24 protein-coding genes and 1 pseudogene are annotated in these 26,102 nt (G+C 64.5%); 12 read left to right on the top strand and 13 right to left on the bottom strand.

Annotation, left to right across the window (positions count from 1 at the left end; translation table 11 throughout):
• Window positions 1-18 precede the first annotated feature (18 nt).
• From PCA10_RS17150 to PCA10_RS17130, 5 genes are all read right to left on the bottom strand, one after another.
• Window positions 19-366, bottom strand: coding sequence for a copper-binding protein (locus PCA10_RS17150; protein ID WP_016493334.1), 348 nt, complete (start codon window positions 364-366; stop codon window positions 19-21).
• Window positions 363-3,524 carry an efflux RND transporter permease subunit gene (locus tag PCA10_RS17145; protein WP_016493333.1) on the bottom strand — a complete coding sequence of 1,054 codons (3,162 nt, stop codon included), beginning with the start codon at window positions 3,522-3,524 and terminating at the stop codon, window positions 363-365. The genes PCA10_RS17150 and PCA10_RS17145 overlap by 4 nt, the downstream gene beginning before the upstream one ends.
• The gene (locus PCA10_RS17140; RefSeq protein WP_016493332.1) at window positions 3,521-4,999 is read right to left on the bottom strand and encodes an efflux RND transporter periplasmic adaptor subunit; all 1,479 of its coding nucleotides are present in this window, start codon (window positions 4,997-4,999) and stop codon (window positions 3,521-3,523) included. Before PCA10_RS17140 ends, PCA10_RS17145 begins: the two co-directional genes overlap by 4 nt.
• A complete protein-coding gene (locus PCA10_RS17135; protein WP_016493331.1) occupies window positions 4,996-6,252 on the bottom strand; it encodes a TolC family protein in 1,257 nt (418 codons plus the stop codon). The genes PCA10_RS17140 and PCA10_RS17135 overlap by 4 nt, the downstream gene beginning before the upstream one ends.
• An 89-nt stretch (window positions 6,253-6,341) precedes the next feature.
• Window positions 6,342-6,686: a hypothetical protein gene (locus tag PCA10_RS17130; protein ID WP_016493330.1), complete on the bottom strand. Its 345-nt coding sequence runs from the start codon at window positions 6,684-6,686 to the stop codon at window positions 6,342-6,344.
• Window positions 6,687-7,168: 482 nt separating this feature from the next.
• On the opposite strand from PCA10_RS17130, the gene PCA10_RS17125 reads away from it, so the two are divergent.
• Window positions 7,169-8,122 carry a hypothetical protein gene (locus PCA10_RS17125; RefSeq protein ID WP_016493329.1) on the top strand — a complete coding sequence of 318 codons (954 nt, stop codon included), beginning with the start codon at window positions 7,169-7,171 and terminating at the stop codon, window positions 8,120-8,122.
• A gap of 206 nt (window positions 8,123-8,328) precedes the next feature.
• On the opposite strand, the gene PCA10_RS17120 is transcribed toward PCA10_RS17125, so the two are convergent.
• Complete coding sequence (locus PCA10_RS17120; protein ID WP_016493328.1) at window positions 8,329-8,571, bottom strand: hypothetical protein; 243 nt, start codon at window positions 8,569-8,571, stop codon at window positions 8,329-8,331.
• Window positions 8,572-8,660: 89 nt separating this feature from the next.
• Here PCA10_RS17120 and PCA10_RS17115 point away from each other — a divergent pair.
• Window positions 8,661-9,239, top strand: a pseudogene (locus tag PCA10_RS17115) (TonB-dependent receptor domain-containing protein); the annotation flags it as partial.
• Window positions 9,240-9,332: 93 nt separating this feature from the next.
• Here PCA10_RS17115 and PCA10_RS17110 read toward each other — a convergent pair.
• From PCA10_RS17110 to PCA10_RS17095, 4 genes are all read right to left on the bottom strand, one after another.
• Window positions 9,333-9,902 carry a TetR/AcrR family transcriptional regulator gene (locus tag PCA10_RS17110; RefSeq protein WP_016493326.1) on the bottom strand — a complete coding sequence of 190 codons (570 nt, stop codon included), beginning with the start codon at window positions 9,900-9,902 and terminating at the stop codon, window positions 9,333-9,335.
• 47 nt (window positions 9,903-9,949) lie between these two features.
• Entirely contained in the window at window positions 9,950-10,351 is a 402-nt protein-coding gene (locus PCA10_RS17105; RefSeq protein WP_016493325.1) for a PaaI family thioesterase, read from the bottom strand.
• Window positions 10,348-10,773, bottom strand: a complete 426-nt coding sequence (locus PCA10_RS17100; RefSeq protein WP_016493324.1) for a PaaI family thioesterase — start codon at window positions 10,771-10,773, stop codon at window positions 10,348-10,350. Before PCA10_RS17100 ends, PCA10_RS17105 begins: the two co-directional genes overlap by 4 nt.
• Window positions 10,774-11,075: 302 nt before the next feature.
• Window positions 11,076-12,104 carry a DMT family transporter gene (locus PCA10_RS17095; RefSeq protein WP_016493323.1) on the bottom strand — a complete coding sequence of 343 codons (1,029 nt, stop codon included), beginning with the start codon at window positions 12,102-12,104 and terminating at the stop codon, window positions 11,076-11,078.
• Window positions 12,105-12,254: 150 nt separating this feature from the next.
• On the opposite strand from PCA10_RS17095, the gene PCA10_RS17090 reads away from it, so the two are divergent.
• Both PCA10_RS17090 and PCA10_RS17085 read left to right on the top strand, forming a co-directional pair.
• The gene (locus tag PCA10_RS17090) at window positions 12,255-13,142 is read left to right on the top strand and encodes a LysR family transcriptional regulator (protein WP_016493322.1); all 888 of its coding nucleotides are present in this window, start codon (window positions 12,255-12,257) and stop codon (window positions 13,140-13,142) included.
• A 116-nt stretch (window positions 13,143-13,258) separates the two neighbouring features.
• Window positions 13,259-14,170, top strand: a complete 912-nt coding sequence (locus PCA10_RS17085) for a LysR substrate-binding domain-containing protein (RefSeq protein WP_041770816.1) — start codon at window positions 13,259-13,261, stop codon at window positions 14,168-14,170.
• 140 nt (window positions 14,171-14,310) lie between these two features.
• Here the strand turns inward: PCA10_RS17085 and PCA10_RS17080 are convergent, their stop codons facing one another.
• Window positions 14,311-16,017 (bottom strand): BCCT family transporter, encoded by a 1,707-nt coding sequence (locus PCA10_RS17080; RefSeq protein WP_016493320.1) that lies wholly within the window; start codon window positions 16,015-16,017, stop codon window positions 14,311-14,313.
• A 385-nt stretch (window positions 16,018-16,402) separates the two neighbouring features.
• Between PCA10_RS17080 and PCA10_RS17075 the strand changes: the two genes are divergently transcribed.
• From PCA10_RS17075 to PCA10_RS17050, 6 genes are read left to right on the top strand one after another with little or no spacing between them, the layout of a single operon-like run.
• Window positions 16,403-17,590: an aromatic ring-hydroxylating oxygenase subunit alpha gene (locus tag PCA10_RS17075; RefSeq protein WP_016493319.1), complete on the top strand. Its 1,188-nt coding sequence runs from the start codon at window positions 16,403-16,405 to the stop codon at window positions 17,588-17,590.
• Window positions 17,591-17,600: 10 nt separating this feature from the next.
• Window positions 17,601-19,046 carry an aldehyde dehydrogenase family protein gene (locus PCA10_RS17070; RefSeq protein WP_041770814.1) on the top strand — a complete coding sequence of 482 codons (1,446 nt, stop codon included), beginning with the start codon at window positions 17,601-17,603 and terminating at the stop codon, window positions 19,044-19,046.
• A gap of 13 nt (window positions 19,047-19,059) precedes the next feature.
• A complete protein-coding gene (locus PCA10_RS17065; RefSeq protein ID WP_016493317.1) occupies window positions 19,060-20,445 on the top strand; it encodes an FAD-dependent oxidoreductase in 1,386 nt (461 codons plus the stop codon).
• Window positions 20,446-20,455: 10 nt separating this feature from the next.
• Window positions 20,456-21,784 carry an NAD(P)/FAD-dependent oxidoreductase gene (locus PCA10_RS17060; RefSeq protein WP_016493316.1) on the top strand — a complete coding sequence of 443 codons (1,329 nt, stop codon included), beginning with the start codon at window positions 20,456-20,458 and terminating at the stop codon, window positions 21,782-21,784.
• Entirely contained in the window at window positions 21,781-22,152 is a 372-nt protein-coding gene (locus PCA10_RS17055) for a cupin domain-containing protein (RefSeq protein ID WP_016493315.1), read from the top strand. The genes PCA10_RS17060 and PCA10_RS17055 overlap by 4 nt, the downstream gene beginning before the upstream one ends.
• 21 nt (window positions 22,153-22,173) lie before the next feature.
• Window positions 22,174-23,349: an MFS transporter gene (locus PCA10_RS17050; RefSeq protein ID WP_016493314.1), complete on the top strand. Its 1,176-nt coding sequence runs from the start codon at window positions 22,174-22,176 to the stop codon at window positions 23,347-23,349.
• A gap of 133 nt (window positions 23,350-23,482) precedes the next feature.
• Here the strand turns inward: PCA10_RS17050 and PCA10_RS17045 are convergent, their stop codons facing one another.
• A complete protein-coding gene (locus PCA10_RS17045; RefSeq protein WP_016493313.1) occupies window positions 23,483-23,968 on the bottom strand; it encodes a DUF6130 family protein in 486 nt (161 codons plus the stop codon).
• Window positions 23,969-24,130: 162 nt separating this feature from the next.
• Between PCA10_RS17045 and PCA10_RS17040 the strand changes: the two genes are divergently transcribed.
• Both PCA10_RS17040 and PCA10_RS17035 read left to right on the top strand, forming a co-directional pair.
• Window positions 24,131-24,874, top strand: a complete 744-nt coding sequence (locus PCA10_RS17040; protein WP_016493312.1) for a class I SAM-dependent DNA methyltransferase — start codon at window positions 24,131-24,133, stop codon at window positions 24,872-24,874.
• 55 nt (window positions 24,875-24,929) lie between these two features.
• Window positions 24,930-25,532: an HD domain-containing protein gene (locus PCA10_RS17035; protein ID WP_016493311.1), complete on the top strand. Its 603-nt coding sequence runs from the start codon at window positions 24,930-24,932 to the stop codon at window positions 25,530-25,532.
• A 28-nt stretch (window positions 25,533-25,560) separates the two neighbouring features.
• Here the strand turns inward: PCA10_RS17035 and PCA10_RS17030 are convergent, their stop codons facing one another.
• A complete protein-coding gene (locus PCA10_RS17030; RefSeq protein WP_016493310.1) occupies window positions 25,561-26,025 on the bottom strand; it encodes a GNAT family N-acetyltransferase in 465 nt (154 codons plus the stop codon).
• Window positions 26,026-26,102 lie beyond the last annotated feature (77 nt).

Raw genomic sequence — 26,102 nt, 5'->3', positions numbered from 1 at the left:
CCTCCACGGTGCTGGCCGTTATTCCGCCTTGGTGATCTTCAGGATGGAGGCATTCATGCCTTCAGCCTTGAACTCGAAGTTGACCTTCTCTTCCACTTCAACGCTCTCGAGTTGTTCCTGGCTGGCAGCGAAGGCCATCGTCATCGCCGGCCATTTGAGGCTCGGCACGGCCCCATGGGAAATCGTGACGGTGCCTTTGGCTAGATCGACTGCCTTGACGGTGCCACTTGCCGTGGCGGTTTGCGCCTGCGCCTGGGAGGGCTCCTTTGTGGTGTTTCCCATGTTCATGCCGGACATATCGTCGGCGAGGGCGGGCAGGGCCGAGCTCAGAACGAGGGCAATTGCAGTGGTGAGTGCTGTTCTCATGAAGCGTCTCCAAGGGTGGTTTGCGAAATGGGGTGGGGCTGTGTGCGACGGCGCATAAGCCAATACGCCGCCGGGATGACGAACAGGGATAACAGCGGCGCGGTGATCATGCCGCCGACCATGGGCACGGCGATGCGGCTCATCACTTCGCTGCCGGTTCCGCCGCTCCAGAGGATCGGCAGCAGGCCGGCGATGATCACGGCGACGGTCATGGCCTTGGGGCGTACGCGCTGTACCGCCCCCTCCCGAATGGCGCCACGCAAGTCTTCGTTTGTCGTGTGTCCGGCATCCTGCGTCTCGGTCCAGGCGTTCTTCAGGTAGAGCAGCATGATCACGCCGAATTCGGCCGCCACACCGGCCAGGGCGATGAAGCCCACTCCGGTGGCGGCCGACAGGTTGAAGCCCATCAGGTAGAGGAACCAGACGCCTCCGGTCAGCGCGAAGGGCAGCGTGGCCATGATCAGCAGGGCCTCGTCGAAGCGGCCGAAGGTGAGGTAGAGGAGGACGAAGATGATCGCCAATGTGGCCGGCACCACCAGCTTCAGGCGGGCATTGGCCCGCTCCAGGAATTCGAACTGCCCGGAGTAGCTGAGGCTCATGCCGGGCGCCAGTGTCACCGAGGCCTTGACGGCCTGACGCAGATCCGCCACCACCGAGGCCAGGTCTCGCCCGCGAACGTCGATGTACACCCAACCCGAAGGGCGCGCGTTTTCGCTCTTGAGCATGGGCGGTCCATCGGTGATCCGGACCCGCGCCACCGTGCCAAGGGTGATCTGGCCGCCCTGGGTGGTATAGATGGGCAGCCGCTCCAGGGCATCGACCGAGTCCCGCCACTCACGGGGGTAGCGCAGGTTGATGGGATAGCGCGCCAGCCCCTCCACGGTCTCGCCGATGTTCTCGCCGCCAATGGCGCTGGCGACTATGGCTTGCACGTCGGCGATGTTCATCCCGTAGCGCGCGGCAGCCTGGCGATCGATGTCGATATCTATGTAGCGTCCGCCGGTCAGGCGCTCGGCAAGGGCCGAGGTCACGCCGGGCACCGACCGGGCGGCATGCTCGACGGCTTGGGTCACCTGGTCGATCTCGGCGAGATTGGTCCCGGCGACCTTTACCCCGATGGGGCTCTTGATGCCCGTCGCCAGCATGTCGATCCGGTTGCGAATCGGCGGAATCCAGATATTGGTCAGGCCCGGTACCTTGACCACGCGATCCAGCTCTTCCACCAGCTTGTCGCTGGTCATTCCGGCTCGCCATTGATCCTTGGGCTTGAAGCGGACGGTGGTCTCGAACATCTCCAGGGGCGCCGGGTCGGTGGCCGACTCGGCGCGTCCGGCCTTGCCGAACACGCCCGCCACTTCCGGGACAGTCCTGATCAGCCGGTCGGTTTGCTGCAACAGCTCCGAGGCTTTCTGCGCGGAGAGGCCGGGCAGGGCGGAGGGCATGTAGAGCAGGTCGCCCTCTTCCAGCGGTGGCAGGAACTCGCCACCCAGCCGCGACACCGGCCAAAGCGTGGTCAGGAATGCCAGCAGCGCGACTACCAGGGTTGCCCGGGGATGCCGCAGCACGGCATCCAGGGCCGGCTGGTACAGGCGAATCAGCCCACGGTTGAGCGGATTGCGCTGCTCGGCTGGCAGTCGTCCACGTATCCAGTAACCCATCAACACCGGAATCAGCGTCACCGACAAACCCGCGGCGGCCGCCATCGCGTAGGTCTTGGTGAATGCCAGTGGGCCGAACAGGCGGCCCTCCTGGGCCTCCAGGGTGAACACCGGGATGAACGACAGGGTGATGATCATCAGGCTGAAGAACAACGCGGGGCCGACCTCGACCGCCGCATCGGTCATTACCCGCCAGTGCTGTTCGCCGCGCAGGGTTTCGCCGGGATGGCTGGCGTTCCAGGCCTCGACGCGCTTGTGGGCGTTCTCGATCATCACGACGGCGGCGTCGACCATGGCGCCTATGGCAATGGCGATCCCGCCCAGCGACATGATGTTGGCGTTGATGCCCTGGTAGCGCATGACGGCGAACGCGATCAGTACACCCACCGGCAACGAGACGATGGCCACCATGGACGAGCGCAGGTGCCAGAGGAACGCGGCGCAGACCAGGGCGACCACGATGAACTCCTCGATCAGCTTCTGGCTGAGGTTGCGCACCGCCCGCTCGATCAGTTGGCTGCGGTCGTAGGTGATGACCAGCTCCACGCCGTCGGGAAGGCTCTTCTGCAACTCGTCGAGCTTGGCCTTCACGGCGGCAATGGTGTCACGCGCGTTCTTCCCGCTGCGCAGGATCACCACGCCGCCAACGGTTTCCCCTTCGCCATCGAGCTCGGCAATGCCCCGGCGCATTTCCGGCCCGAGCTGGATGGTTGCCACATCGCCCAGGGTGATGGGCGTACCGTCGGGGGTGAGCTTCAGCGGCACGGCACGGAAGTCGGCGAGGTTCTTCAGGTAGCCGGTGGCCCTGACCATGAACTCGGCCTCGCCCAGTTCCAGCACGGCGCCACCGGCTTCCTGGTTGGCCTTGTCGATGGCCTCGACCACGTCGCCCTGGGTGATGCCCAGGTTAGCGAGGCGGAGCGGGTCCACCTGGATCTGGTACTGCCTCACCATGCCGCCCACCGTGGCGACTTCGGCCACGTTGGGCAGGGTTTTCAGCTCGAACTTGAGGAACCAGTCCTGCAACGCCCGCAGTTGCGCCAGGTCGTGGGTGCCGCTGCGGTCGACCAGGGCGTACTGGAATATCCAGCCGACCCCCGTGGCGTCCGGGCCCAGCGCGGGTTTGGCGGCGGCGGGCAGGCGCCCCTGCACCTGGTTCAGGTATTCGAGTACTCGCGAACGCGCCCAATACAGGTCGGTACCGTCCTCGAACAGCACGTAAACGAAGCTGTCGCCGAAGAACGAGAAGCCCCTGACGGTCTTGGCCCCAGGCACGGACAGCATGGTGGTGGTCAACGGGAAGGTGACCTGGTTCTCGACGATCTGCGGCGCCTGGCCCGGATAGGGTGTGCGGATGATGACCTGTACGTCGGAGAGGTCGGGCAGGGCATCGATGGGCGTGCTGCGCAGCGACCAGATGCCCCAGGCCAGCGCAAACAGGGTGGCGAGCAATACCAGGAAGCGGTTGCCGACCGACCAGCGAATCAGCTTCTCGATCATGGCGCGCTCTCCAGTTTCTCCAGTTGCTCGATCAGCAAGCCGGAATCACCCTCGCGCACCTTCAGGCTGATGCGGTCACCGGCTTTCAGTCCCCGCGCCAGTTCGGGCCTGGCCAGGGGAAAGGTCATGGTCATGCCGGGCATCCCCAGGGTCTTGAAGGGGCCGTGGGAAATCGTCAGCTCCTGGGCGCCGACTTCGACGATGCTGCCCTCGGCTGCATGCAGGGTGGGCCGGTCAATGGACGTCGTCGGCGTGCCCAGGGCCCTGGCCTCGATACCCCGCAGGCTGGCTTCAGAGTCGATCAGGAACTGCCCGGAGGCGACGACCTGCTGGCCGGCGGCCAATCCGTCGAGCACCGCCACCTGACCCTCGCTCTCCTGGCCCAACTGGACTTCAACCGGGCGGAAGCGACCGCCTTCTTCCGCGAGCATCACGAGCGCGCGTTTGCCCGTGCGAATGACCGCTTCACTGGGCACCAGCAGCAGGTCGGCCTGGCTTGGCTGGTTCAGCCGAACCTGGGCGCTCATGCCTGGCCGCAAGCGGCCGTCGGGATTGGCCAGTTCGATGCGCACGCGCAGCGTACGGCTTTGCGGGTCGCTCTCGGGAAGCACGCTGGAAAGCGCCCCGTGGATCACCTCGCCGAGTAGGGCGGGCAGCCGCGCTTCGACCGTCTGCCCGATTTGCAATGCCCCAGCCTGGGACTCCGGGATGGCCGCCTCCAGCCAGACGTTTTCCAGGCCGTTGATCCGGGCCAGGGTCTGGCCGGCCGCCAGGGTCATGCCAATGCGCACGTCCAGCTCACGAATCACACCCTTGATGGGGCTGGTCAGCGTCATGACCGGCCTGGCCTTGCCGCCGCGCTCGACCTGAGTGATCAGCTCCATCGGCATCCCGAGCAGGCGCAGACGCTGGCGAGCCGCAGCCGACATGGCCGGGTCGCCACTGCGGCGCAGCGCGAGAAACTCTTCCTGGGCGGCGGCCCATTCCGGTATCAGCAGGTCGGCAAGGGGCTCGCCGGCCGCAATCAGATCGCCAGGCGCGCGGGCGTAGGTGCGCTCGACGAAACCAGCAGCCCGCGCTTGCACCAGTGCCACCTCGCGCGCATTGAAGGCCAGGACACCGCTTACTTGCAGGCTTTGCTCCAGCTTCCCCTTGGTGACAGTGGCCAAGCGCACACCGAGGTTCTGCTGGATGCCCGGCTCGATGCGGACAGATGAACTGTCGTTCGCTTCATCCGCAAATTTTGGAACCAGCTGCATGTCCATGAAGGGCGACTTGCCGGGGCTGTCGAACTTCTGCTGCGGGAACATCGGGTCGTACCAGTAGAGCGGTTGGCGCTCGTCGGTGGCGGTGGGGGCGGCGACCTCGGACACTGCCGTCGGACGCCCCTGGGCGGCAAACCAGTAACCGCCTGCCGCGCCTACGAGCAGGACCAGCCCCATCAGCGCGGGTAGCTTCCAGGCTGCGCGGCTCATGGGCGGCCCTCCCCGTAGGTGAAGTACAGGCGGGCGCCGGCCAGTGCTTTCAAGCCTTGCAAGTCGAGCTCCTTGAGCCTGGCCTGGACAAGCTCGCGGCGCGCCGCGATGACACTGGCCAGCTCGGTATTCCCAGCGCGGTAACCCGCCAGGGCGAGCGCCACCTTTTCCTCGGCCAGGGGCACCAGGGTGGACTGGCTGCGGGCCACTGCCCGATCCAGGCGCTGGTAGTCCGCCAGGTCTGTTTCCAGTTGCTGGGCATGCTCACGCAGCAGGGCTTCGCGCTCGGCCTCCAGCTGACCGACCTGAGCTCGTCGCGCGGCGATCTTGGGGTCTTGGCGAATACTGGAAAACAGCGGCAGGTCGAAGGTGAATTGCACGGTCATCATGTCGCCGAATTCGCGCCCACGGCGCTGGTAGTCCACCTCCCAGCTCCAGTCGGATTTCTTCTCCGCTTCGGCCTCGCGCACCTGGGCTTCGGCTTCTCGTGTCATCGGTGCGTAGGCCGCCAGCTCGGGATGGCGATGCAGGGCGTGCAGGTAGCTGGATGCGTCGATGGGCCAGTGCGGAAAGCCGCCGGCAAGGGGCAGGGCGGCCTCTTGGCCAATCCAGCGCTTGAGTGCCGCGCGCGCCTGGGTCACCAGCAGCGCCAGGTCGTCCTGCTGCTCCGCCAGTTGGGCCGCTTCCTGCCGGGGCTCAACCGCGTCCAGCGCCTGGCCACGGCCTCCCGCCAGGCGGGCCTGGACGGTTTCCGCCAGCAGCCGGTTCTCCCGGAAGAAGTCGTCGAATCTCGCGAGTTTGCGCTGTTCGGTGTAGGTCGCGATCCAGGCCAGGGCGGTTTCCCGGCGGACTTTCACCCGTTCGGCTTCCGCCTCGGCGGCAGCCCGATCCACCGAGGCCTTGGCCGTTTCGACCCGCGCCTTGCGCTTGTCACTATTGGGTATCTCCTGCATCACACCGACCATCTGCATGGTCATGAAGTCGCGATCCAGGCTCCAGCGGTCTTCACCCTCGATGGGGACGTTCTGCACGCCCAGGGCGAGCTTGGGGTCCGGCAGTTCGCCGGCGGGGATCGCGGCATTCTTCGCCGCATCCAGCTTGGCCGCTTGAGCGGTCAGCGACGGTGCATTGCGCTCTGCTAATTGCAACGCGTCGTCCAGCGACAGCGACGCACCCAGGCTCGGCAAGGCAAACAGCATCATTGCCAGGGCTGCGGCGACAGGCAGCCCGGAGCAAGGACTCAAGGAAGTCATCTGACGATTCCTCTGAATATTCAGCGCATAGGCGCATGCCCGCCCGCCGTCGCAAGCGACGCAGGTGGGAGTTCAGGCGGGGAGAGGAATCAGGCGCAGGGAGGTCGCCAGAGGTCGGCAGGGGAGCGGTCGGGAACTGCTGCAGGATAAGTGTCGGCGAGAACGGGTCCGGTCAGGGTGACCGGTGGTTTCAGGCTGGAAACCTGGAGCATGCTGCCGGTTTTGCATTCCTGCCCCGTCTTGCAGGCCTTCTTGCCATGTTCGGCCAGCTTGCCGTGGTCTTGGCAGCAGTCCATATCCATGTCCGCCATCTGGCTCATGCCAGCGGCCTGCATGGGGCAGGGCTCGGTCGGCGCCTCGATGCCCGCCATCCCACTCAGGGGAAGCGCGAGGCTGATCAGCAGGACAAGGAGAATGCGAAGGCGCCGGTTCATGGCGCGGAGTGTAGTCGTTGGCCAGGAGGTCGGGCAATTGCGGGATACCGGAATTCCGTAGTGGCAAACGTCCGTTTTCGAGCGAACTGGACCGATGACAAACAACTGCCTTTGGCCGATTGCTACTGGTTGCCAGCGGCTGCTTGCACAGCCGATAGCAGCCAGTCTCTTTCCCTGAGCGACCACTCGTCATGGTGGTGCCGAACAGGACTCATCGACGGAGCTGCTTCGTGGGCGTCCGTCCCCAGGGACGGCTGCAAACTCCGACGCTCGGTCGTTGACTCTCCGGCAGTCGGGACTAGCCTGAGTGCGTGGGAAAAAATCCCACGTAAAATACGATGCTGACTGGTTTGGAAGGATGGTGCGGAACCGCAGTTGCGCTATCGCGCTGCAGATGTTGGCCGTGCTGGTTGGCTGGCCGCTCCCTATGGGCGACCAGGTATGGACTGGTTGGCGCTCCCAGAGCACATGAGGATCGCAACATGAACAGCCAATTCGAGTCACCTGCCGCAGCGACAACTTTCCCTGTAAAGAAGCCTGACCTGATGAGGGCCGGATTGCTGGCGCTTGCAGCATTGTCGTCGGGATTGCTGGGCCAGCAGGCTTATGCCGCTAAGGACGCAGGCTGCGAGGGGGGCGGATTTACCGTCGAGCTTCCGGGCGGGCCTGTCAGCGGTCTTACCGAAACAACGGTTCCCGCGAGTGGTTTGGGTGCCAGATTCACTGTCCGGGGCAAGTTCGTGGTGTTTGAAGTGGATGCCGCCACGCTGGGTGTTCGCAACTACACCCTGACTGGCGCGCCCAATCCCCTGGACATGACCGGTGGTGTGCCAACCACGATCTTCGCGAGCAAAACACCAAATCTCCAAGGGGCGACACTGAACGGGAACCTGACGCTTGAGCTGGACGGCTCCGATGTCCTGCTGGCAAGAAATGGCCCCGGTGTCAGCATGAAAATCCAGGCGAAAGACTGTGCCCAGGGTGGCGTCTTCCAAATGGAGCCGTCGCGTGCAGACGGTGGCACCACCGATCTGACCCACGTATTGGCGGACGGTGTTTTCTATTTCGATAACCCCAACTTCAGGAACGTGAATCTCCCCCTGTGCACTCCACCGAACTTCAACCCCAGTTGTGCGCCGGTACCGGTGACGCCACGCGTCAACTTCGCCAATGACCTGTCGCCCAAGTTCGTGGGCCGGGACAGTACTCAGGTTGCTACCCGTATCAGCCAACTTGGAGGAGTGTCGGTCTGGCGGGTTGCCAGTGGTGGGCGCATGGGCGGTGTGCTGGGTGAAGACTCCGTGGAAGTTGCGCCTCCTTCGACGAACTGCACGCACAAGTGCCAGGCGCAAAACCGTGTACGCGGCAAGTTCCCCGTACTTGGCTTCCCCTTCCCGGTGCCGCAAGAGAATCGGCTGACGCCACGTTTGCCTTGAATAACTAACCAGGAAAAGAGGCCGTCGCGGCTGCGAGCAATCGGTTCGGGTGGAGGAGACTAAATGCCGGACGGCCTCGAAAATCGAACAAGCCACTGCAGACACGAGCACGGGAATGCTTTTTTAATGGAAAGGGTGCCCGCAGTGGCTATGTGTCCCTATCCGGAAAAGGGGATCGATGCAGGCGTGATGTCGCAAGTCGGTGGTCAATGCTTCTGACGAGCCCTCAGCACGAGGGTGATGACGCCTTCCGTGCTGGATGAGACATAAGCACCCAGTTCCGGGTACCGGTCTGCTGCCCGCTCCAGAAGCGCCTCTCCCGCAAGCCGAATTCGCTCACGGGTAGGGTTCGTCATCGTGATGCTTTCTCTCGCAGTGCGGCCCGCATGGACGCTGGCGGCGGCGCGTTCCAACATTTCCTCCAGCAGGATCACGGTTTCTCTATCCATGGATGTGCCCTTGCTTGAAGGAGGAGATGGGCAAGTGGAAGAGGGTGAAGCAGCTTTCTTAAAGCGACAGCACGCCGCTATACAAGCTATTGGCCTATCAGGGGGACGCGCTGCGAGATTTCGTGGGGGCGTACTACGGCCGTACCACCAACGACTATCACGACAGGCTGAACGATTCGGGGGCATTGCTCGGTACCGTCAAAGGCGATACCGAGATCCAGAACAAGGCCGTGTTCGGTGAACTGAACTGGACCTTCGCGCCCGAGTGGACGCTGATCACCGGCCTGCGCTACGACAACGAAGAGAACGATACCGACGTCGAGCAGGATGATTTCTCCAGCCCCGGCAAGGTCTCGAAAACCTTCAACGCGCTACTGCCCAAGGTCGGCGTCGACTACCAGTTCGCGGCGGATCAATACGTGGGCTTCATGGTGCAGAAGGGCTATCGCGGTGGCGGTGTGAACGTCCGCGCCGGTGGCGGGCACGCCGACTACGACCCGGAATACACCACCAACTACGAACTGTCCTACCGTGGCTCCTGGCTGGACGACAGCCTGCGCGCCCGCGCCAACCTGTACTACACCAACTGGAAAGACCAGCAAGTGAGCATGCTCGACAGCTCCGGCAACTTCTTCCAGGTGTTCAACGCCGCCAGTAGCACCATCAAGGAGTACGTCACCAACAACCGGGAGGGCGACATCGTCGACGTCGGCGCGCCTCGGACCCTAGCGCTGGTTCTGCGCTACGACCTCTAGCGTCAGCTACGCCGGCAGCAACGCCTGCAGTTCGGTTTCTATCGCGGACAGGGCTCGGAGTGACTGTTCGGCACGGGCGATGGCGACGGCGCCCTCCAGTGCGGCGAGGACCAGCCACGCGCGCGCGGCGGCGGGCGCCGCTTCCAGGCCATCGGCCAGCAGCGCGCGTTCGATGCTGGCATGCCAGGCCTGCAGGACCTGGCGGCACTCGGCATGCACCGGTGCCAGTTCGGCATCGATGCTGAGGGTGGTGGAGAACACCGGGCAGGCCTCGGCGAACTGCGAGTCCTCCAGCCAGCCGCGCAGGGTCGCCGTGAAACGCCGCAGCACATTCCGCCCATGGGGCGCCTGCCCACCGGCCTGGTCGAGGAAGTCGCCCACCTCGCGGCCGACGAAGTGAATCGCCGCACTGGCGATCTGCGGCTTGCCGGCGGGGAAGTAGTGGTACAGCGAACCTTTCGGGGCCTTGGCGCGGGCGATGATGTCGTTCAGGCCGGTTCCGGCATAGCCCCGGCTGGCCAGCAGCGCGGCGGTGGCACGGACGATACGCTCGGCGGTGTTGGATTTCTTCGGCAAGCCTGACTCTCCAGGTAACGGCGGCAGCGGGCAAGCATGCCCGAGCCTCAGGGAAGATGAAACACACCGCTGGCGCTGGCCACCAGCCGCTCTCCCACGCGGATCCGCGCTGAAGCGAAGGCCATGCGCTGCCCGACCTTGTCGATCTCGGTGTGCACTTCGAGCCAGTCGCCGACGCGGGCGGCGGCGCAGAAGTCCAGACGCAGGCCCACCGTGACCATCGGCTGGGGTGGCTCGCGGGAGAAGGCCATGGCATAGCCGAGACCGACATCGGCCAGGGTGCCCAGCAGCCCGCCATGGGCGGTACCGCCATGGTTGCAATGCTTGCCCTCCACCCGAACCGCCACCACCAGCCGCTGCTGCTCATCGCGTCGCGAGTAGAAGGGGCCGAGCAGGTCGAGCAGCGGGCTGCTGCGCAGCAACGGCTGGAATCCCTCGGGCACGCTCATGCCTGGCCTACCTTGGCGATGCTCGCCAGGGCCACCGCCACCTGTTTCTCCTGGCCGTGCTCCACGGCGAACACCTCGGCCTGTACCACCAGCGTCCGGCCACCACCCTTCAGCACCCGTCCCCGCGCCCAGAGGCGCTCGCCCTTGGCCGGTGCCAGCAGGTTCAGCTTGTATTCCGCCGTGACCACGTCGCCGGCCACCGATGCCGCCGCCCAGGCACAGGCGCTGTCGGCCATGAAGCCGATGACGGCACCGTGCACGAAGCCGTGGTGCTGATGCATCAGTTCGGGTTTCACGTCGACTTCCAGTTCGGCGATGCCATTGCCGATGTCCCGAATCCTGGCGCCCATCAGCCGAGCGAAGGGAGTAGCGGCGATGACCTGTTCCAGCAACTGATGCATGGACTGAGACGTGGTTTTCATGGAAGCTGATCTCCGTTTCTATATAGACTGGTCTAGATAACGTAGACCCATGGACTGATCCCGTCAGCATCCTGGTGGCCCTTATTGGCGCAATAAATGGGGGGGCATTTCCTGGAGAGGGCGGGTGCCCCCGCCTGATGGGTTTCGTACCTCAACCCATCCTACGGGCTACCCAGCCCACGACATGGCGATTTGTAGGATGGGTAGAGCGCAGCGAAACCCATGCGGCCCCTAGCCCGTGCGACACACCGCCGTAGGAGCGAGCTCTGCTCGCGATAAACCCTCGCGTCGAACTCGCGGGATCACGCCGGATCACATCCGGCTACAGCCTGGCGGCGCTTCTGTGTGGGCGGCTTCACGCCGACCCCATCGCCCCCGGCACGACCCTGGTTGCCGTGGAAGGCGCCGATGGCTTTGACCACCCCCACGACGATGAGCGCGATCCCCAGGGCTTCAAGCGGTGTGGGCCACCGCAGGTGGAACAGCAGGCCCAGGCAGGTGGCGAAGACCACCTCCATGGATATCAACTGACTCGCCAGCGTGATCGGAAGGCGTTGGGACGCGATGGTCCAGGCCCAGGCGCCGCCAATCGACGCAACCGCCGCCAGCAGGAACGCGGGTAGGTACAGATGGCCGAGCGCACCGACTCCGTAACCGAGCATCGGGGCATTGAACAACTCCAGGCCAGCACCGACGGGGATGAGCACGAGCGTCTGGAAGCCGCCGCCGATCATCATCATGGCCGTCCAGACCCAGGCATTCATGCCCGCCCGTTTCTTCAGGGCTCTCTGATTGGCCAGCCCGAACCAGATCCACAGCGCCACGGCGGCGAGGGACGCGCTTATGCCGAACACCAGGTGCAGTGGTGGCGCCCCCTCGGACTGGGCGATGCCCTGGCCATTGACCAGCAGCAGCCCCAGTGCGGCCAGCGCAAACGGCACCAGCAGCCGCCGCCAGGAGATTCCGCCGTGGATATTCCCGCTGATGGCCAGCGCAACGGGCACCAACCCCAGAAAAGCGGGCGCGATGACCGGGCCCGCATAGGTAGCCGCGAGGACCACCGCCAGGAAGTAGCCCACGTAGCCGATGAATCCCAGCCCGGCGGCGACCAGCCAATCCTTCGGCGTCAGGCTCCGCCAGGATCGGCGATGCACCACCAGGATCACTGCCCCGATGACTCCGGAAATGATGAACCTGCAGGCGGCCAGATCGAAGATCGAGTAGTCACCGATGAGCAGGGGAGAGACGAAGTTCATCGACCAGGTCAACGCGGCGAACATCGCGGCGGCGATACCCACGGTGGATAGCTGTTTTGCTGGGGAGTCGCTCATTACCTGTCTCCGAGAACAAGCCGCTGGGGTTCCGACTGCGGAGACAGCGATGCCGGTCCCGCCAGCGGCATTCTCCGGCTTGGATAAAAACAATGGAATTCATTGAATTTTCCAAATACCTGTTCCATAACGGAACAAAAGGAGGGGCAGATGGACAGGTATTCCGACATGGCGATCCTGGTCGCCGTGGTTGACGCGGGCGGCTTCTCGCCGGCCGCCCGCAAGCTCAACATGACGCACTCGGCGATCAGCAAACGGGTTCAGCGGCTGGAGGAGCGGCTCGGTGTGCAGCTGTTGCTGCGCACGACACGGACCATGGCACTGACGGACGCCGGCGCGCGCTACGTGCGCGACGCCCGGCCGATCCTCGAGGACATCCAGGCCATGGAAGCCGCGGTGGTGCACGACGCCGATGCACCCAGGGGGACCTTGAAGGTGACGTCTTCCAGCGCGTTCGGCCACCACCACATAGTGCCGGCCGTCATGGACTTCATGCGGGTCTACCCCGAGGTGAAGGTGAACCTGACCCTGACCGATGCGCTGGTCGATATCAGGCAGGAACGTATCGATGTGGCGATAAGGAGCGGTGCAACGGCCGATCAAGGCCTGGTGGCCCATCGGCTCGTGACCAATGCGCGGCTCATCTGCGCATCGCCAGCCTATCTTGCCGCCCATGGGATACCGGCCACGCCGGCTGACCTCGCCGATCATCTGTGCTTGAAACTGAACTTCGAAAGCCGTTTCAACGACTGGGAGTTTCGCGCCTCCTCCAGCCGGGAAGTCCGACTGGAGGGCGACTTCACCTGCAACAGTCTCGAGGCGATTCGCACGGCGTGCCAGGCCGGTGCGGGAATCGCCCGCCTGCCCGAGTACATGGTGAGCGACGACCTCAAGGCAGGCCGCCTGATCCCGCTGCTGCAGGCGTTCTCACACTCGTCCGACTCCGCTATTTACCTGCTGAGGGCCGCCAGCGACTTCGTACCGGCCAAGACCCGGGCGTTCATCGAGTTTCTCGCAGGCCGATTCGCCTCCTCTTAGCCGGCGGGCGCGTGCAAAAAAGTGGAGTCAACCGGGTATCGCCTTGCACCGGAACCGGCCTCGGTCCACTAAGATGGTGCGACTCGACAGAATAAGAATGCGTGGTCGTAAACGCCGTGAAAATCCAGCCTCTCCCGCCTCTGAACAGCCTGCTCGCCTTTGAATCCGCTGCCCGTCATTTGAGCTTCACCCATGCCGCCAAGGAACTGAACGTCACCCAGGGGGCGATCAGTCGCCAGATCCGCCTGCTCGAGGATTATCTCGGCAAGACGCTGTTCGAGCGGACCACCCGAAGCATCGCGTTGACGCCCACAGGTACCCAGTATCACGAGACGGTTCGTGACTGCCTGCTCCATCTCGCCCGTTCAACCGGTGAGATCCGGCAATGGCGCGGGGACCAGCAGGTAACGGTAGCCACCAGTACGGCAATGGCCTCGCTCTGGCTACTGCCCAAGGTTGCGGAGTTCCAGAGCCAGCACGAGGAGATCGACTTGCGGATCGTCGCGCTCGATCACGTGAAGGACTATTCCCGACTCGATTGCGACCTGGCGTTGTACTACTGCAGCACGCCGCCCAAGGATATGGAGGTGACACCGCTCTTTTCGGAAGAGATCTATCTGGTCTGCAGCCCGAGCTACCTGGCCAGGAACCCCCAGATTTCATCCGTCGAAGGGCTTTCGTCCTGCACCTGGCTATGGCTTGAAGACTCGCAGCGGGACTGGATCGGTTGGCCCGAGTGGCTCAAGCGTCTCGGACATGAGCCGGTGATCCCCAGGCACCGGGTCAATATCAATAGCTACAGCATGCTGATCCAGTCGGCGGTGAGCGGGCAGGGCGTGGCGCTCGCCTGGAACAGGCTCGTCGACGACCCCCTGAGCACGGGAAGCCTCGTGCGGCCGAACGATCAGGTGCTACAGACCGATGCGAAGTTCTGCCTGTTGGAGCCCCTTCATTCGCGTGGTCCACGACACAGCGTGAAGTTGTTCCGCGACTGGCTCATGGGGCTGCCCTCCGTTCAAGGGCAGTGACGCAGGCGAGCGGGGCAGTCGACGATGTATTGATCCGTAACGACCGAGGCCGTCAGCTTGTGGCTGACGGCCTCGGTGCTGTCAGGTGGCGAGTGGCGCCCCAGGGCTGGAACCCTGGCGGCGGCACGGGATTGCCAATATCAGCCGGCCCGTTGTGCGGTCAACGATGTTGCCGCAGCGGCCCCGCCCAGTACTGGTCCGCGCAGTGGCGAGACACCCTCCTGGGAATGCTCCTGAACGGGTACACGGCCACCCGGGGGTAGGCTGGTCTGGCCGTTGAACGACTCCTGCCGCAGGCTGCGAATCAGGGTGTAGCTCATGACCATCATCAGGATCGCGATTGGCAGGCCGACGACGATGCTCGCCATCTGGATGGCCTTGAGCCCGCCCGCCAGGAGCAACCCGGCGGCGACCGCACCTTCCAGGATGCACCAGAGCAGCCTGATCCAGTTGGGCGGGTTGGTGCTGCCCAGGGCGTTCAGCGTGCAGAGTACTTGCGTACCGGCATCGGCGGTGGTGACGAAGTGCACGGCCAGCAGCAGGCAGACCAGTATGGAGAGGGCGCCGCCCACGGCCGGACCATCCAGCTTTTCAAGCAGGGTGAACATGGCCGCGGTGGCTTCCTTCTGGGTGGCGAGGAGGATGGAACCCCCTTCGAACTTGGCCTTTTCCTGAACGAGCTCGGCGCTCGCGGCCGCTTTCTCGTATTGCTGCCGCTCAGTCTGCTCATGCTTCAGTGCGGCGCCGCCGAACACGGACATCCACAGGATAGTGACCAGGGTAGGAACCACCAGGGCTCCGACTATGAGTTCCCGAATGGTGCGGCCCTTGGAGATCCGCGCGATGAACAGGCCCACGAACGGCCCCCAGGTCATCCACCAGGGCCAGTAGAAGGCGGTCCACCAGTTCTGCCATTGGGTGTCCTTCTGGGTGTCCATCCAGAGGCTCAGGCCCACCAGGTTCTGCACATAGTCCCCGGTGGATTCGAACATGAGGTTGAGGATGTAGCGGGTCGGGCCGATGGCGAGGACGACCAGCATCAACGCGAACGAGATGTACATGTTCAGCGTCGAGATCCGCTTCATCCCCTTGGACAGGCCTGCCAGGAGCGATATGGACGCGATGATGGTGACCACCAGGATGATGGACAGCTGAAGGGCGATGCTGATGGGCAGCCCGAATACCTGGTGAAGGCCGGTGTTGATCTGCGCGACCCCCAGGCCGAGCGACTGGGACACGCCGAACGCCGTTATCGCGACGCCCATGATGTCCACCGTATGACCGATCCATCCGTAGATCCGGTCGCCGATCAGCGGATACAACAAGGACCGCAGGGCCAGGGGCAAGCCCTTGCGATAGGCGAAGTAGGCCAGGCTCAGGCCGATCAGGGAGAAGATCGCCCAGGGATGCAGGCCCCAGTGGAACAGGGTTATCCGCATCGCGATGCTCGCCGCTTCGTCCGTCAGTCCCTTGGCGAAGGGGTTCTCGGCGTAATGCAGCATCGGTTCGGCGACGGACCAGAAGATCAGCCCGATACCCATGCCGGCGCTGAACAGCATGGCGATCCAGGAAGCGAAGCTGAACTCCGGTTCGTCGTCATGGGCACCCAGCTTCAAGGTGCCGAACCTGCTGACCGAGATCCAGATCAACAGGCCGAGGGCGCCGCTCACCAGGGCCAGGTAGTACCACTTGAAGTTGTTGAGGATGAAGGTCGACGCTGATTCGAAGGCGTGGGCGGCTCGCTCGTCCATGAGCGCGCAGAACAGCACGAACAGCACCACGGTGATGATCGATGTCACCGTGACAGGGGGGTTGAGGCCTTTGAGAAGGCCCGATTCTGCACGCATGTCATTCCCCTTTTATTTTTGTTTAAGGGTTGAAGGCTTTGCTCGGCGAAGCGGTCATGTCACCGCACGGTTACCGCTTCTCGGCGGGGCGACCTCGGGTCATTGGCGACCCGAGATGTGGCATCAAAATGGTGGAAGCCCAGACGCGCGACAACTCATTTATCCTCATCAATTAATTACCAATACTCATGAATTGATTGGGTGGAGTTCATCGACTGGGACCCCGATTTTTCCGCCGTGTGTAAGACTTCTATTGATGATGAAAAGTCATTAATCGACGCGAAAAAATCGTTTGTCGACTGCTTTCTCTCTTGCCGAAACTCGCCGCCATGCAGCAGGCCCATCGGCTGCGCATTTCCTTCCGTGCTAGCAAGAGAGAACAACAATGACTTCGACCGCTCCCTGCCTCATTCCGACCCATGCCCTGGAAACCGTCCTGGCTCCCATCCATCAGGCGCACGGCCTGACCAACGAGTTCTACACCGAGCAGCGCTACTTCGAGCTGGAGCGGGACCATGTGCTCGGCCGCAACTGGGCCTGCATCGGTTTTGCCAGCGACCTGCCGAAGAACAGCTATGTGAAGCCGGTGGACTTCATGGGCCTGCCGCTGCTGATGATGCGCAACCGCGAAGGTGTGGTTCAGGTCTTCCACAACGTCTGCAGCCATCGCGGCGTGAAGCTGGTGCAACAGGCGGGCGAAGTGCAGGGCGTGATCCGCTGCCCCTACCACTCCTGGACCTATGACCTGAACGGCGGCCTGAAAGGCACGCCGCACGTCGGCGGCATCAACCAGCACAAGGACGAGCGCTTCGCCTGCGAGAAGCACGGCCTGAAGGCCCTGCGCAGCGCCATCTGGATGGACATGGTGTTCATCAACCTGTCCGGTGACGCCCCTGCCCTGGAAGAGCAGCTCGCGCCGCTGACCGAGCGCTGGACCCAGTTCCTCGGCACCGATGGCATGGGCCAGCTGCGCCGCGAGGCCAACAGTGGCGCCATGAGCATCGAGGTCAACTGCAACTGGAAGCTGGCGGTGGAGAACTACTGCGAGGCCTACCACCTGCCGTGGGTCCATCCGAGCCTGAACAGCTACTCGCGCCTGGAAGACCACTACAACATCATGTTCGACCAGTTCGCCGGCCAGGGCAGCCACGCCTACAACCTGTCGGATGTCGCCGGCACCCACCTGCCGATCTTCCCCTCCTGGCCGACCGACCGCCTGCGCACGGCGGAGTACGTCGCCTTCTTCCCCAACGTCCTGCTGGGCATCCAGGCGGACCACGCCTTCGCCATGATGCTGGAGCCGATCGCACCCGGTAAGACCGTCGAGCACCTGCGTCTCTTCTACGTAGGCGACGAGGCCCTCGACAGCCGCTTCGAGATGGCGCGCAAGGCCGTCATGGAATCCTGGCGCGTGGTCTTCGCCGAGGACATCGCCTCGGTGGAAGGCATGCAGATGGGCCGCTCCTCGCCGGGCTACAACGGCGGTGCGTTCTCGCCGGAAATGGACCTGCCCACCCACTACTTCCACAAGTGGGCGGCCGAGCAACTGCTTCAATCCGCGCAGAACGCCTGAGGTGATCGCCATGCATTCGATCGCCTCTCACTGGCTGAACTTCATCGATGGGCAGTGGACCGACAGCGAGCAGCATCTGGCCGTCCACAATCCCGGCACTACCGGCCTGGTCGCCACCATCGCCCAAGCCTCGGTGGCCGACGCCGAGCGGGCCGTCCAGGCGGCGCGCCGTTGCGCCGACAGCGGCGAGCTGACCCGGCCACGGCCGGCGCAGCGGGTAGCCTGGCTGCTGGAGATCGCCGCGCAGATCCGTGCGGTGGTCGAGGAGGGCGCCTGGGTGCTCTGCCAGGAGAACGGCAAGAGCCTGCGTGATGCCCGCGACGAGTTCGTCGAGGCCGCACGCTACTTCGAGTACTACGCCGGCATGGCCGACAAGATCGAAGGGATCTCGATCCCCCTCGGCAACGGCTACATGGATTTCACCGTCTACGACCCCATGGGCGTGTCCTTGCAGATCGTGCCGTGGAACTTCCCCGTGTCCATCTGCGCCCGCTCCCTGGCGCCCGCGCTGGCCGCCGGCAACGCGGTGGTGATCAAGTCGCCGGAGCTTTCGCCGCTGGGCTTGTGCGTTCTGCTGCAGGCCATCGAACGCGCCGGGTTGCCGCGCGGTGCAGTGAACCTGATCTGCGGCCGGGGCCGGGAAGTCGGCGCCTACCTGGCGGGTCATCGCGAGGTCGACCAGATCGTGTTCACCGGCTCGGTGGGTACCGGTCAGAGCATCCTGCGTGCCGCGGCGGAGCATGCCATCCCCAGCGTCATGGAGCTGGGCGGCAAGTCGGCTGCGCTGGTGTTTCCCGATGCCGATCGCGAGCAGCTCGTGAGCAGTGTCAGGAGCGGCATCTTCTTCAACGCCGGCCAGGTCTGCTCGGCCATGTCGCGCCTGCTGGTGCATCGCTCCGTCTACGACGAGGTGGTGGCTGCTGTGGTGGCCATGGCCGAGGAGCTGAAGGTCGGCCTGGGCCAGGACGACCCGGACCTGACGCCGGTGATATCGGCGGGACAGCTCGACGGTATCCAGACCCTGTGCCGGCGCGCCGAGGAAGAGGGCGCGGTGATCGCCACCGGCGGCGAAGCGATCAGTGGCCTGCGTGGGCATTTCATGGCGCCGACGGTGTTCCGCGATGTTCGCCCGGACATGGAGATCGCCCAGGCCGAGGTCTTCGGGCCGGTGCTGGCGGTCATTCCCTTCGATACCGAGGAGGAGGCCATCGCCATCGCCAACGGCACCGAGTTCGGGCTGGTGGCCGGGGTCTTCACCCAGGACCTCAACCGTGCCTTGCGTTGCGCCCGGCGCCTGCGGGCCGGCCAGGTATTCGTCAACGAATGGTACGCGGGCGGGATCGAAACGCCGTTCGGCGGGGTGGGGCTGTCCGGCTTCGGTCGGGAGAAGGGCCAGGAGGCGCTCTACAGCTACGTCCGCACCAAGAACCTGGCACTGCGGATCAAGGGCGAGTGAGGAGGTTGCAGCGATGAAGAAATGGCTCTGCATCATCTGTGGCCTGATCTATGACGAGGCCCTTGGTTGGCCGGACGACGGCATTGCCGCGGGCACGCGCTGGGAGGATGTGCCGGAAGACTGGCTGTGCCCGGACTGCAAGGTCGGCAAGTCCGATTTCGAGATGATCGAGATCAGCGAGCCGGTGACCGCCGTCGCCGCTCCGCCGAGCGTGGCGACGCAACCCCTGGCGGCCGCTGTGCCTGCCGGGCCGGTGGTCATCATCGGCAGCGGCCATGCCGGCTACGGCCTGGCCCAGGAGCTGCGCAAGGCCAACCCGCAGCTGGATATCCGTGTGCTGACCCAGGAGTCCGGGCATACCTACTCCAAGCCGGCGCTGTCCATTGCGCTGGCCCAGGGCCGCAGCGCGGCGGCCCTGGCGACGGAGAGCCCGCTGGCAGTGGAGCGGCGCCTGGGCATCCGCGTGTACACCCATTGCCGGGTCGAGCGAATCGATACCGAGGCCAGGCGCCTGTACACCAGCCTGGGTGAAATGGACTACGGCCAACTGGTCCTGGCCAGCGGTGCGTCACCCGTGCGGCTGCCCATCGAGGGCTGCGCCGAGGCGCTGCTGAGCATCAACAACCTGCAGGATTACCGGGAGTTCCGCGAGCGGCTGGAGGGTGTGCGCCGGGTGGCGATCCTCGGCGATGGACTGATCGGTTGCGAGTTCGCCAACGACCTGGCGAGCAGCGGCTACCAGGTGCGGGTGATAGGTCTCGGCGCCTGGCCGATGGAGCGCCTGTTGCCGGAAGCGGCGGGCCAGCAGCTGCAACAGGCGCTGTCCGGCCTCGGGGTGCAGTGGAACCTGGGCACGACCTTGCAGCGCATCGAGCAGGGGGCCGACGGTTACCGTCTGACCCTGGCCGACGGTGAGATCGTCGAGGCGGACCTGGTGCTGTCCGCCGTCGGCCTGCGGCCGAATCTGCAACTGGCTGCGGACGCCGGCTTGCACTGTGGGCGCGGCATCAAGGTGGACGCCGCGTTGCAGACCTCCAGTCCCGGCATCTTCGCGCTGGGCGACTGCATCGAGGTCGATGGGCAGTTGCTGCCTTATCTCGCGCCGATCAACGAGGGTATCCGCGCATTGGCCCGGACCCTGGTGGGCCAGCCGACCGCCGTCAGCTATCCGCTCATGCCGGTGACGGTGAAGACCCCGGCGGCACCGCTCTGCCTGCTGCCACCCCCGGTCAACTGCGAGGGGCAGTGGCGCTGCGATGCGACCGGCGATGGGCTGAGCGCGGCCTTCCATGACGCGTCCGGCGCCATGCGTGGCTTCGTCCTTCTCGGCCGCCAGGCACAACAGAAACGCAATGCCTGGCTGCAGAGCTGCCAGGACATCCCACAGAACGTGGCTTGAGAGCCGAACCATGAACAGTATCGTTAACCTGCCTAATGATGACCGCAGTTGCGGATGGTATGCCGCGCTACCCGAACCCCTTCCCGCCAAGCGCCTGAGCGGCCAGCGGACGGCCGACCATGTGGTGATAGGCGCTGGCTTCGCCGGCCTGGCCGCCGCGCGGCGACTGGCCGAGCACTTGCCGCAATCGCGCATCCTGCTGGTGGACGCCCAGCGCATCGGTTATGGCGCCTCGGGCCGCAACTCGGGCTTTGTCATCGACCTGCCGCACAAGTTCGCCCTGGAGCATCCCGACCCGCGGCACAAGCAGCGTCTGCTCGGACTCAACCGGGCCGCCATCGACCAGCTGCAGACGCTGATCGGCCGCCATGGCATCGACTGCCAGTGGTCCCATGCCGGCAAGTACCAGGGCGCCGTGGGCGAACGTGGTCTCGCCTATCTCGAGCATTTCGAGAAGCTCATGGCCGATCTCGGCGAACCCTACCGGCTGGTGGAGCGGGACGAACTGGCCGGTGTGCTGGGCAGCGACTACTACAGCCGCGCCATCTTCACCCCCGGCTGCTACCTGATGCAGCCGGCCGCCCTGGTGCGCGGGCTCGGCGCGTCCTTGCCGGCGAATGTCGAGGTGCTCGAGGAGTCGCCCATCCAGCGCCTGGAGAAGCAAGCCGGCGGGCACTGGGTGCTCCATGGCAAGGATGGGTCGATCCGTACCCCGAGCGTCCTGCTGGGCACCAGCATCTTCACCCAGGAGTTCGGCTACCTGCGCAACCGCCTGCTGCCGGTCATGACCTTCGCCAGCTGGACGCGCCCGCTCACCGATGCCGAGGTCGCTGCCGTTGGCATCCAGGCCGACTGGGGCCTGACGCCCGCCGACCATGCCGGCACCACGGTGCGGATGACCCAGGACCGCCGGCTGATCATCCGCAACACCTACAAGCATGTGCCGCGTTACGGGCGCAGTGTCGGCGAAGGCACGCGGGCGAAGATCCGCGACGATCATCGCAAGGCCTTCCTCGCACGCTATCCCCAGCTCGCCGGTGTGCCCTTCACCCACACCTGGGGCGGGGCCTACGCCATCTCGCGGAACTTCACCAACTTCTTCGGCCAGCTGGACGATGGGATAGTCGCCACGGCGTGCGACAACGGCGTCGGCGCCGCCTGGGGCACCATTTCCGGAACGCTGCTGGCCGACCGGGTGGTGGGTGCGCAGTCCGCGTTGCTGAGCGACATCCAGACCGTGACCGGTATGCCTTCGCTCAATCCGCCGGAGCCTTTTCTCGGTATGGGGGTGCGTACGCGTATCCGCTGGGCGGCCTGGAACAGCAGGAGCGAGCTATGACCATGGCGCCGAGCGGAAGAGGGCCGGTGCTGCTGGTGGATCACCGGAACCTGGAATTCACCCAGCGCGGAGGGCCATCGGGTGGTGCCAGCGTGGCCCGTGCCGTCAGCAATGAAGTGTCGCCCGCGATGGGCATCGGCTTTGCGCGATGGGAGGGCGCCGAGGTCGCCTGGACCCTGTTGTACGACGAAGTGATCTTCGTCATCGAAGGCTGCTTCGAGCTGAGGGCGAACGGCGAGCTGTACCGGGTGGAACCGGGGCAGTTGTTGTGGATTCCCGAAGGGACCGAACTCGTCTACGGAGGGCACGCGCTATTCGGCTACGTCGTTCATCCCGGCGACTGGAAGCAGCGCCATGGCCTCGCCTGACCACTGACCTGGGGAACCCAATTGTTCGCACTCACCAAGGCATTCGGGCCGATCTATGCCGCGACCCTGCTGATGCAGCTGGGCTCGAGCCTGCTGATGACGTACCTGGCACTGCGTCTGGATACCGCTGGCGTCGCGGAGGTCTGGGGGGGTGCCCTCATGGCCGCCAACGCACTGGGGATGGTGGTGGGAGGGCGGGTCGGTTACTGGCTGATCGCCCGTGTCTCCCACGTCCGTGCCTTCGTTGTCGGCGCAGGGGTGATCGTGTCGGCGGTGCTCAGCCATCAGCTCAGCGATTGGCTGCCACTCTGGCTTGCACTGAGGTTCATCGTCGGCACGGCAATGATGTGCCAGATGATGGTCATCGAAAGCTGGCTCAACGGCTGCGCGCCGCCGGATCGCCGAGGGGGTGCACTGTCGTTGTACATGGTGGCGAGCTACGTCGGCATGATGCTGGGGCAGCTGTTGTTGGGTCTCGACCATGGGTTGGGCGCGTTGGTGTTGTCCGGTGTGGCCATCGCCTTTGCCATCGGCATGGTGCCCATGGCCCTGCACACGGGGGCTCAGCCGAGCGCCATCAGCCAGGTGCGTATTCGGCCGATGCTCTATATCCGCAGATTGCCGCAGGCGCTGGGCACCGTCCTCGTCTCGGGACTGTTGAACGGCTGTTTCTATGGGTTGACGCCGATCTTCGCTGCGCAGTTGGGTTTCACGCCGTCGGAAGTCGGCCAGTTCATGGCGCTTGGCATCGCCGCCGGGCTCGTCGCCCAGCTTCCGCTCGGGATGCTCTCGGACCGCTATTCCCGTGTCGCGCTGATTCGGGTGATCGCGATCCTGCTATGCGTCGCCTACCTGCCCTTGGCGGTTTTCGATGCCCCAGGCGCGGGCTGGGTGATGTTGGCCGGTGCGGCCATCGGCTTCCTGCAGTTCTGCCTGTATCCACTGGGTGTCGCCCATGCAAACGACAACCTGGAAGCTGAACTGCGGGTGTCGGTGGCTGGTGTGCTGCTGATGGCCTTCGGCATTGGCGCGACCATAGGACCGCTGCTCGCGGGTGCGCTGATGGCGTACACGGGGCCGCAGGCGCTTTACCTGTTCAGTATCGCTGTGACGGTACTGCTGACTCTGCTGATCGGAGTGGGGCGGGAAACCGGCACGTCGGTGGCCAGGCCAAGCCGGACGGGCGTCGCGAACTGAGCGACTTCGTTGCCCTGGGAGAGCTAAGCTCGGAAAGAAGCCATCGCGCAGCGCCGGATTCACTGGAGTTCCTGCTGCGTGAGCTCCAGGTCGACACCGAGTGACCCAGGCGCCTGGCATGAACACGCAAGGGTCATGGTTTTACTGCATGACCCTCGTCCATGTGAGGGGCGTCCGCTGGTTTGGTCGCCGGAACGACGAAGTTCACTGTCGTACTGGTGAGTATCTTGTGGGTCGGGTCGGCCACTTCGAGCAGAATCCTGTGGGGCCCGGGCACCAGTCCAACCAGGATGATCGGGTCTTCACTGGTGTGCGCCCAGGTCCCTTTCCAGTCGTCCACCGTCACATGCAGGTGACCGAGCCGGGGTGAAACCTCACCGGCCTCTTTGCCGAACACCGGCATGATCCTGGCGTGCTCGGTCCGATACTGGATGATGACAACGCCACGGGCGAGCGGCTCCGCAAGCGGCGGATAGGCGATTATTCGCGGCGCCACCTCGGACGCCAGGGGAAGTATGGCCGGTGGCGGATTGGTGTCCGTTGCTCCTTGAGTGCTCGCCGCCAGGCAGCCGAACACGACCAGGGCCAGGGTGAACGGCGGCCTGAGAGCGAGGGGCATGGCGACTTCTCCCGCGTGACTTCATTCAAGGCTAGATCACGCGAAAGCGACGGGAATGAACGTCTGTCTGGCAAGGCAGCAGGTGCAGGAGGTCCGATTTTGCCAGGGAGCGTTCGGGGCTGGGTTACCATGCTGCGCCTAAGCCTCCGTCGAACCTTTGCTATGTCCTCCAACGCGCTGTACACCGACCTGTCCTCCTACTACGACCTGATGTGCGCCGACATCGACTACCGGGCGCAGAGCCACAGCGTGCACCGGCTGCAGCAGCTGTTTGGCAACCAGGGGCGCAGGCACCTGGACCTGGCCTGTGGCACCGGGCCCCACGTCCGCCACTTCCTCGACTTCGGCTACCGCAGCGCCGGCCTGGACATCAACCAGCCGATGCTGGACATCGCCCAGTTGCGCTGCCCCGAGGCGCAGTTCAGCCGGCAGGACATGGCGGACTTCCAGGTGGGTGAGTCGGTGGACCTGATCACCTGCTTTCTTTACTCCATCCACTACAACGCCAGCCTGGAACGGCTGCGGGCGTGCCTGTCCAGCGTGCACGGCGCACTCGCGGACAACGGCGTGTTCTGCTTCAACGCGGTGGACAAGCGGCAGATCGACAACCGCTCCTTCGTGCGCCATAGCCTGGATCACCAGGGCAGCCACTTCGTGTTCGGCTCCAGCTGGTACTACAGCGGCGAGGGCGAGCAACAGGCGCTGCGCCTGCGCATCGAGAAGACCGAGGCGGGCGTGACCCAGGCCTGGCAGGACGAACATGCCATGGTCGCCCTGGATTTCATCGAGCTGCAGCAGCTGTTGCAGCCGCTTTTCGAGGTGCAGGTCTTCGAGCATGACTACGAGCGGATCACGCCCTGGGGCGGCGCCTCCGGGAATGCCTTGTTCGTCTGCGTGAAGCGCTAGGCATCTGCTCACGATCGCTTGATCGTCGGTTCCCAGACGAAAAGGAACGCAACCCATGACGTATTCGTCCACTGACCAGATCGCGCAACAGCTCGCCTTTCTCGTGGAGCTGGACAAGCTGAAGTCGATCATGCGGCAGTCGCCCCTGATCGATCAGAGCCGCAAGGAAAACTCGGCGGAGCATTCCTGGCACCTCGGCATGTTCGCGCTCGTCCTCTCGGCGCACGCAAAGGAGGTCGACACCCTGCATGTCGTCAAACTTCTGCTGGTGCACGACATCGTTGAAATCGATGCGGGGGATCATCCGCTTCATTCGGCCAGCGGGCAGGCTGCGCTCATCGAAGCAGCGGAACGGCGTGCCGCCGAGCGCATCTTCGGGCTGTTGCCCGAGCAGCAGGGGCGAGAAATGCTCGATCTCTGGTGCGAATTCGAGGCCGCACAGACGCCCGAGGCCATCTTCGCGAAAGCTCTGGATCGCTTGCAGCCACTGCTGATCAATACCTTGTCGAATGGCGGGACATGGGCCGAGAACGGTGTCACTAGGCAGCAGGTGATGGAGCGCTACGGCCCCGTGATCGAGCGTGGCTCACCCGTGCTGTGGGAGGTGGCGAGCCAATGCGTCAGCGATTACTTCGCGAAGGCACAGACCGGCAAATGAGGCGACTGGCGCCGCCAGCGTGGAAGAGTCAGTCACCCCGCATCGCCTTGCGCATGAATACGCGAGCGAAGCCGTTCTCCGTGGCCCTGTGGGTTTCCCGATAACCCAGCTTCTTGTAGATCTCGATGTTCTCGGTCATCAGTTCGTGGGTGTAGAGCCGAATGGCCTGGCAGCGGGCTCCCTGGGCGAAGTCTTCGCAGAAGCGCATCAGCAACTTCCCGATGCCCTGGCCTTTGCAGCGCGGCAGCACTGCGACGTTCACCAGCAGCAGTTCGTCGTCTTCCAGGCTCATCACCAGAACTCCGGCAAGCTCCGAATCCCGGGTGAGGATGAAGGTCTCGAAATCAGCCACGACCTGCCGATAGTCATCCAGCATGGGCGCCGGCTTTTTGCCGATCCTGGCGATGTAGGGCGTGTAGGCCTCGTTGACCAGTGCCGCGATGGCGTCGGCGTCCGCAAGAGCGGCTCGGCGAATGGTTTCCACTGACTGCAATGCCCCCTGACCGCACGGTTATCGAGCTGGCCATTATAGGGTGATGCGGGTAGGGCTAATGGGTTTCTCAAGTAGGT

The organism is Pseudomonas resinovorans NBRC 106553, from assembly GCF_000412695.1.
Classification (GTDB): Bacteria; Pseudomonadota; Gammaproteobacteria; order Pseudomonadales; family Pseudomonadaceae; genus Metapseudomonas; species Metapseudomonas resinovorans_A.
Note: the sequence above shows the minus strand (reverse complement) of the source record. Positions and strands in the feature narration are given on the sequence as shown.

What these genes read in the sequence shown, in the direction of transcription:
- PCA10_RS17145 (WP_016493333.1), bottom strand. Translation starts at nt 3,524, where the DNA reads ATGATCGAGAAGCTGATTCGCTGGTCGGTCGGCAACCGCTTCCTGGTA.
- PCA10_RS17055 (WP_016493315.1), top strand. Translation starts at nt 21,781, where the DNA reads ATGACCATGGCGCCGAGCGGAAGAGGGCCGGTGCTGCTGGTGGATCAC.
- PCA10_RS17040 (WP_016493312.1), top strand. Translation starts at nt 24,131, where the DNA reads ATGTCCTCCAACGCGCTGTACACCGACCTGTCCTCCTACTACGACCTG.
- PCA10_RS17150 (WP_016493334.1), bottom strand. Translation starts at nt 366, where the DNA reads ATGAGAACAGCACTCACCACTGCAATTGCCCTCGTTCTGAGCTCGGCC.
- PCA10_RS17045 (WP_016493313.1), bottom strand. Translation starts at nt 23,968, where the DNA reads ATGCCCCTCGCTCTCAGGCCGCCGTTCACCCTGGCCCTGGTCGTGTTC.
- PCA10_RS17090 (WP_016493322.1), top strand. Translation starts at nt 12,255, where the DNA reads ATGGACAGGTATTCCGACATGGCGATCCTGGTCGCCGTGGTTGACGCG.
- PCA10_RS17080 (WP_016493320.1), bottom strand. Translation starts at nt 16,017, where the DNA reads ATGCGTGCAGAATCGGGCCTTCTCAAAGGCCTCAACCCCCCTGTCACG.
- PCA10_RS17120 (WP_016493328.1), bottom strand. Translation starts at nt 8,571, where the DNA reads ATGGATAGAGAAACCGTGATCCTGCTGGAGGAAATGTTGGAACGCGCC.
- PCA10_RS17070 (WP_041770814.1), top strand. Translation starts at nt 17,601, where the DNA reads ATGCATTCGATCGCCTCTCACTGGCTGAACTTCATCGATGGGCAGTGG.
- PCA10_RS17060 (WP_016493316.1), top strand. Translation starts at nt 20,456, where the DNA reads ATGAACAGTATCGTTAACCTGCCTAATGATGACCGCAGTTGCGGATGG.
- PCA10_RS17100 (WP_016493324.1), bottom strand. Translation starts at nt 10,773, where the DNA reads ATGAAAACCACGTCTCAGTCCATGCATCAGTTGCTGGAACAGGTCATC.
- PCA10_RS17065 (WP_016493317.1), top strand. Translation starts at nt 19,060, where the DNA reads ATGAAGAAATGGCTCTGCATCATCTGTGGCCTGATCTATGACGAGGCC.
- PCA10_RS17105 (WP_016493325.1), bottom strand. Translation starts at nt 10,351, where the DNA reads ATGAGCGTGCCCGAGGGATTCCAGCCGTTGCTGCGCAGCAGCCCGCTG.
- PCA10_RS17125 (WP_016493329.1), top strand. Translation starts at nt 7,169, where the DNA reads ATGAACAGCCAATTCGAGTCACCTGCCGCAGCGACAACTTTCCCTGTA.
- PCA10_RS17140 (WP_016493332.1), bottom strand. Translation starts at nt 4,999, where the DNA reads ATGAGCCGCGCAGCCTGGAAGCTACCCGCGCTGATGGGGCTGGTCCTG.
- PCA10_RS17075 (WP_016493319.1), top strand. Translation starts at nt 16,403, where the DNA reads ATGACTTCGACCGCTCCCTGCCTCATTCCGACCCATGCCCTGGAAACC.
- PCA10_RS17130 (WP_016493330.1), bottom strand. Translation starts at nt 6,686, where the DNA reads ATGAACCGGCGCCTTCGCATTCTCCTTGTCCTGCTGATCAGCCTCGCG.
- PCA10_RS17135 (WP_016493331.1), bottom strand. Translation starts at nt 6,252, where the DNA reads ATGACTTCCTTGAGTCCTTGCTCCGGGCTGCCTGTCGCCGCAGCCCTG.
- PCA10_RS17035 (WP_016493311.1), top strand. Translation starts at nt 24,930, where the DNA reads ATGACGTATTCGTCCACTGACCAGATCGCGCAACAGCTCGCCTTTCTC.
- PCA10_RS17095 (WP_016493323.1), bottom strand. Translation starts at nt 12,104, where the DNA reads ATGAGCGACTCCCCAGCAAAACAGCTATCCACCGTGGGTATCGCCGCC.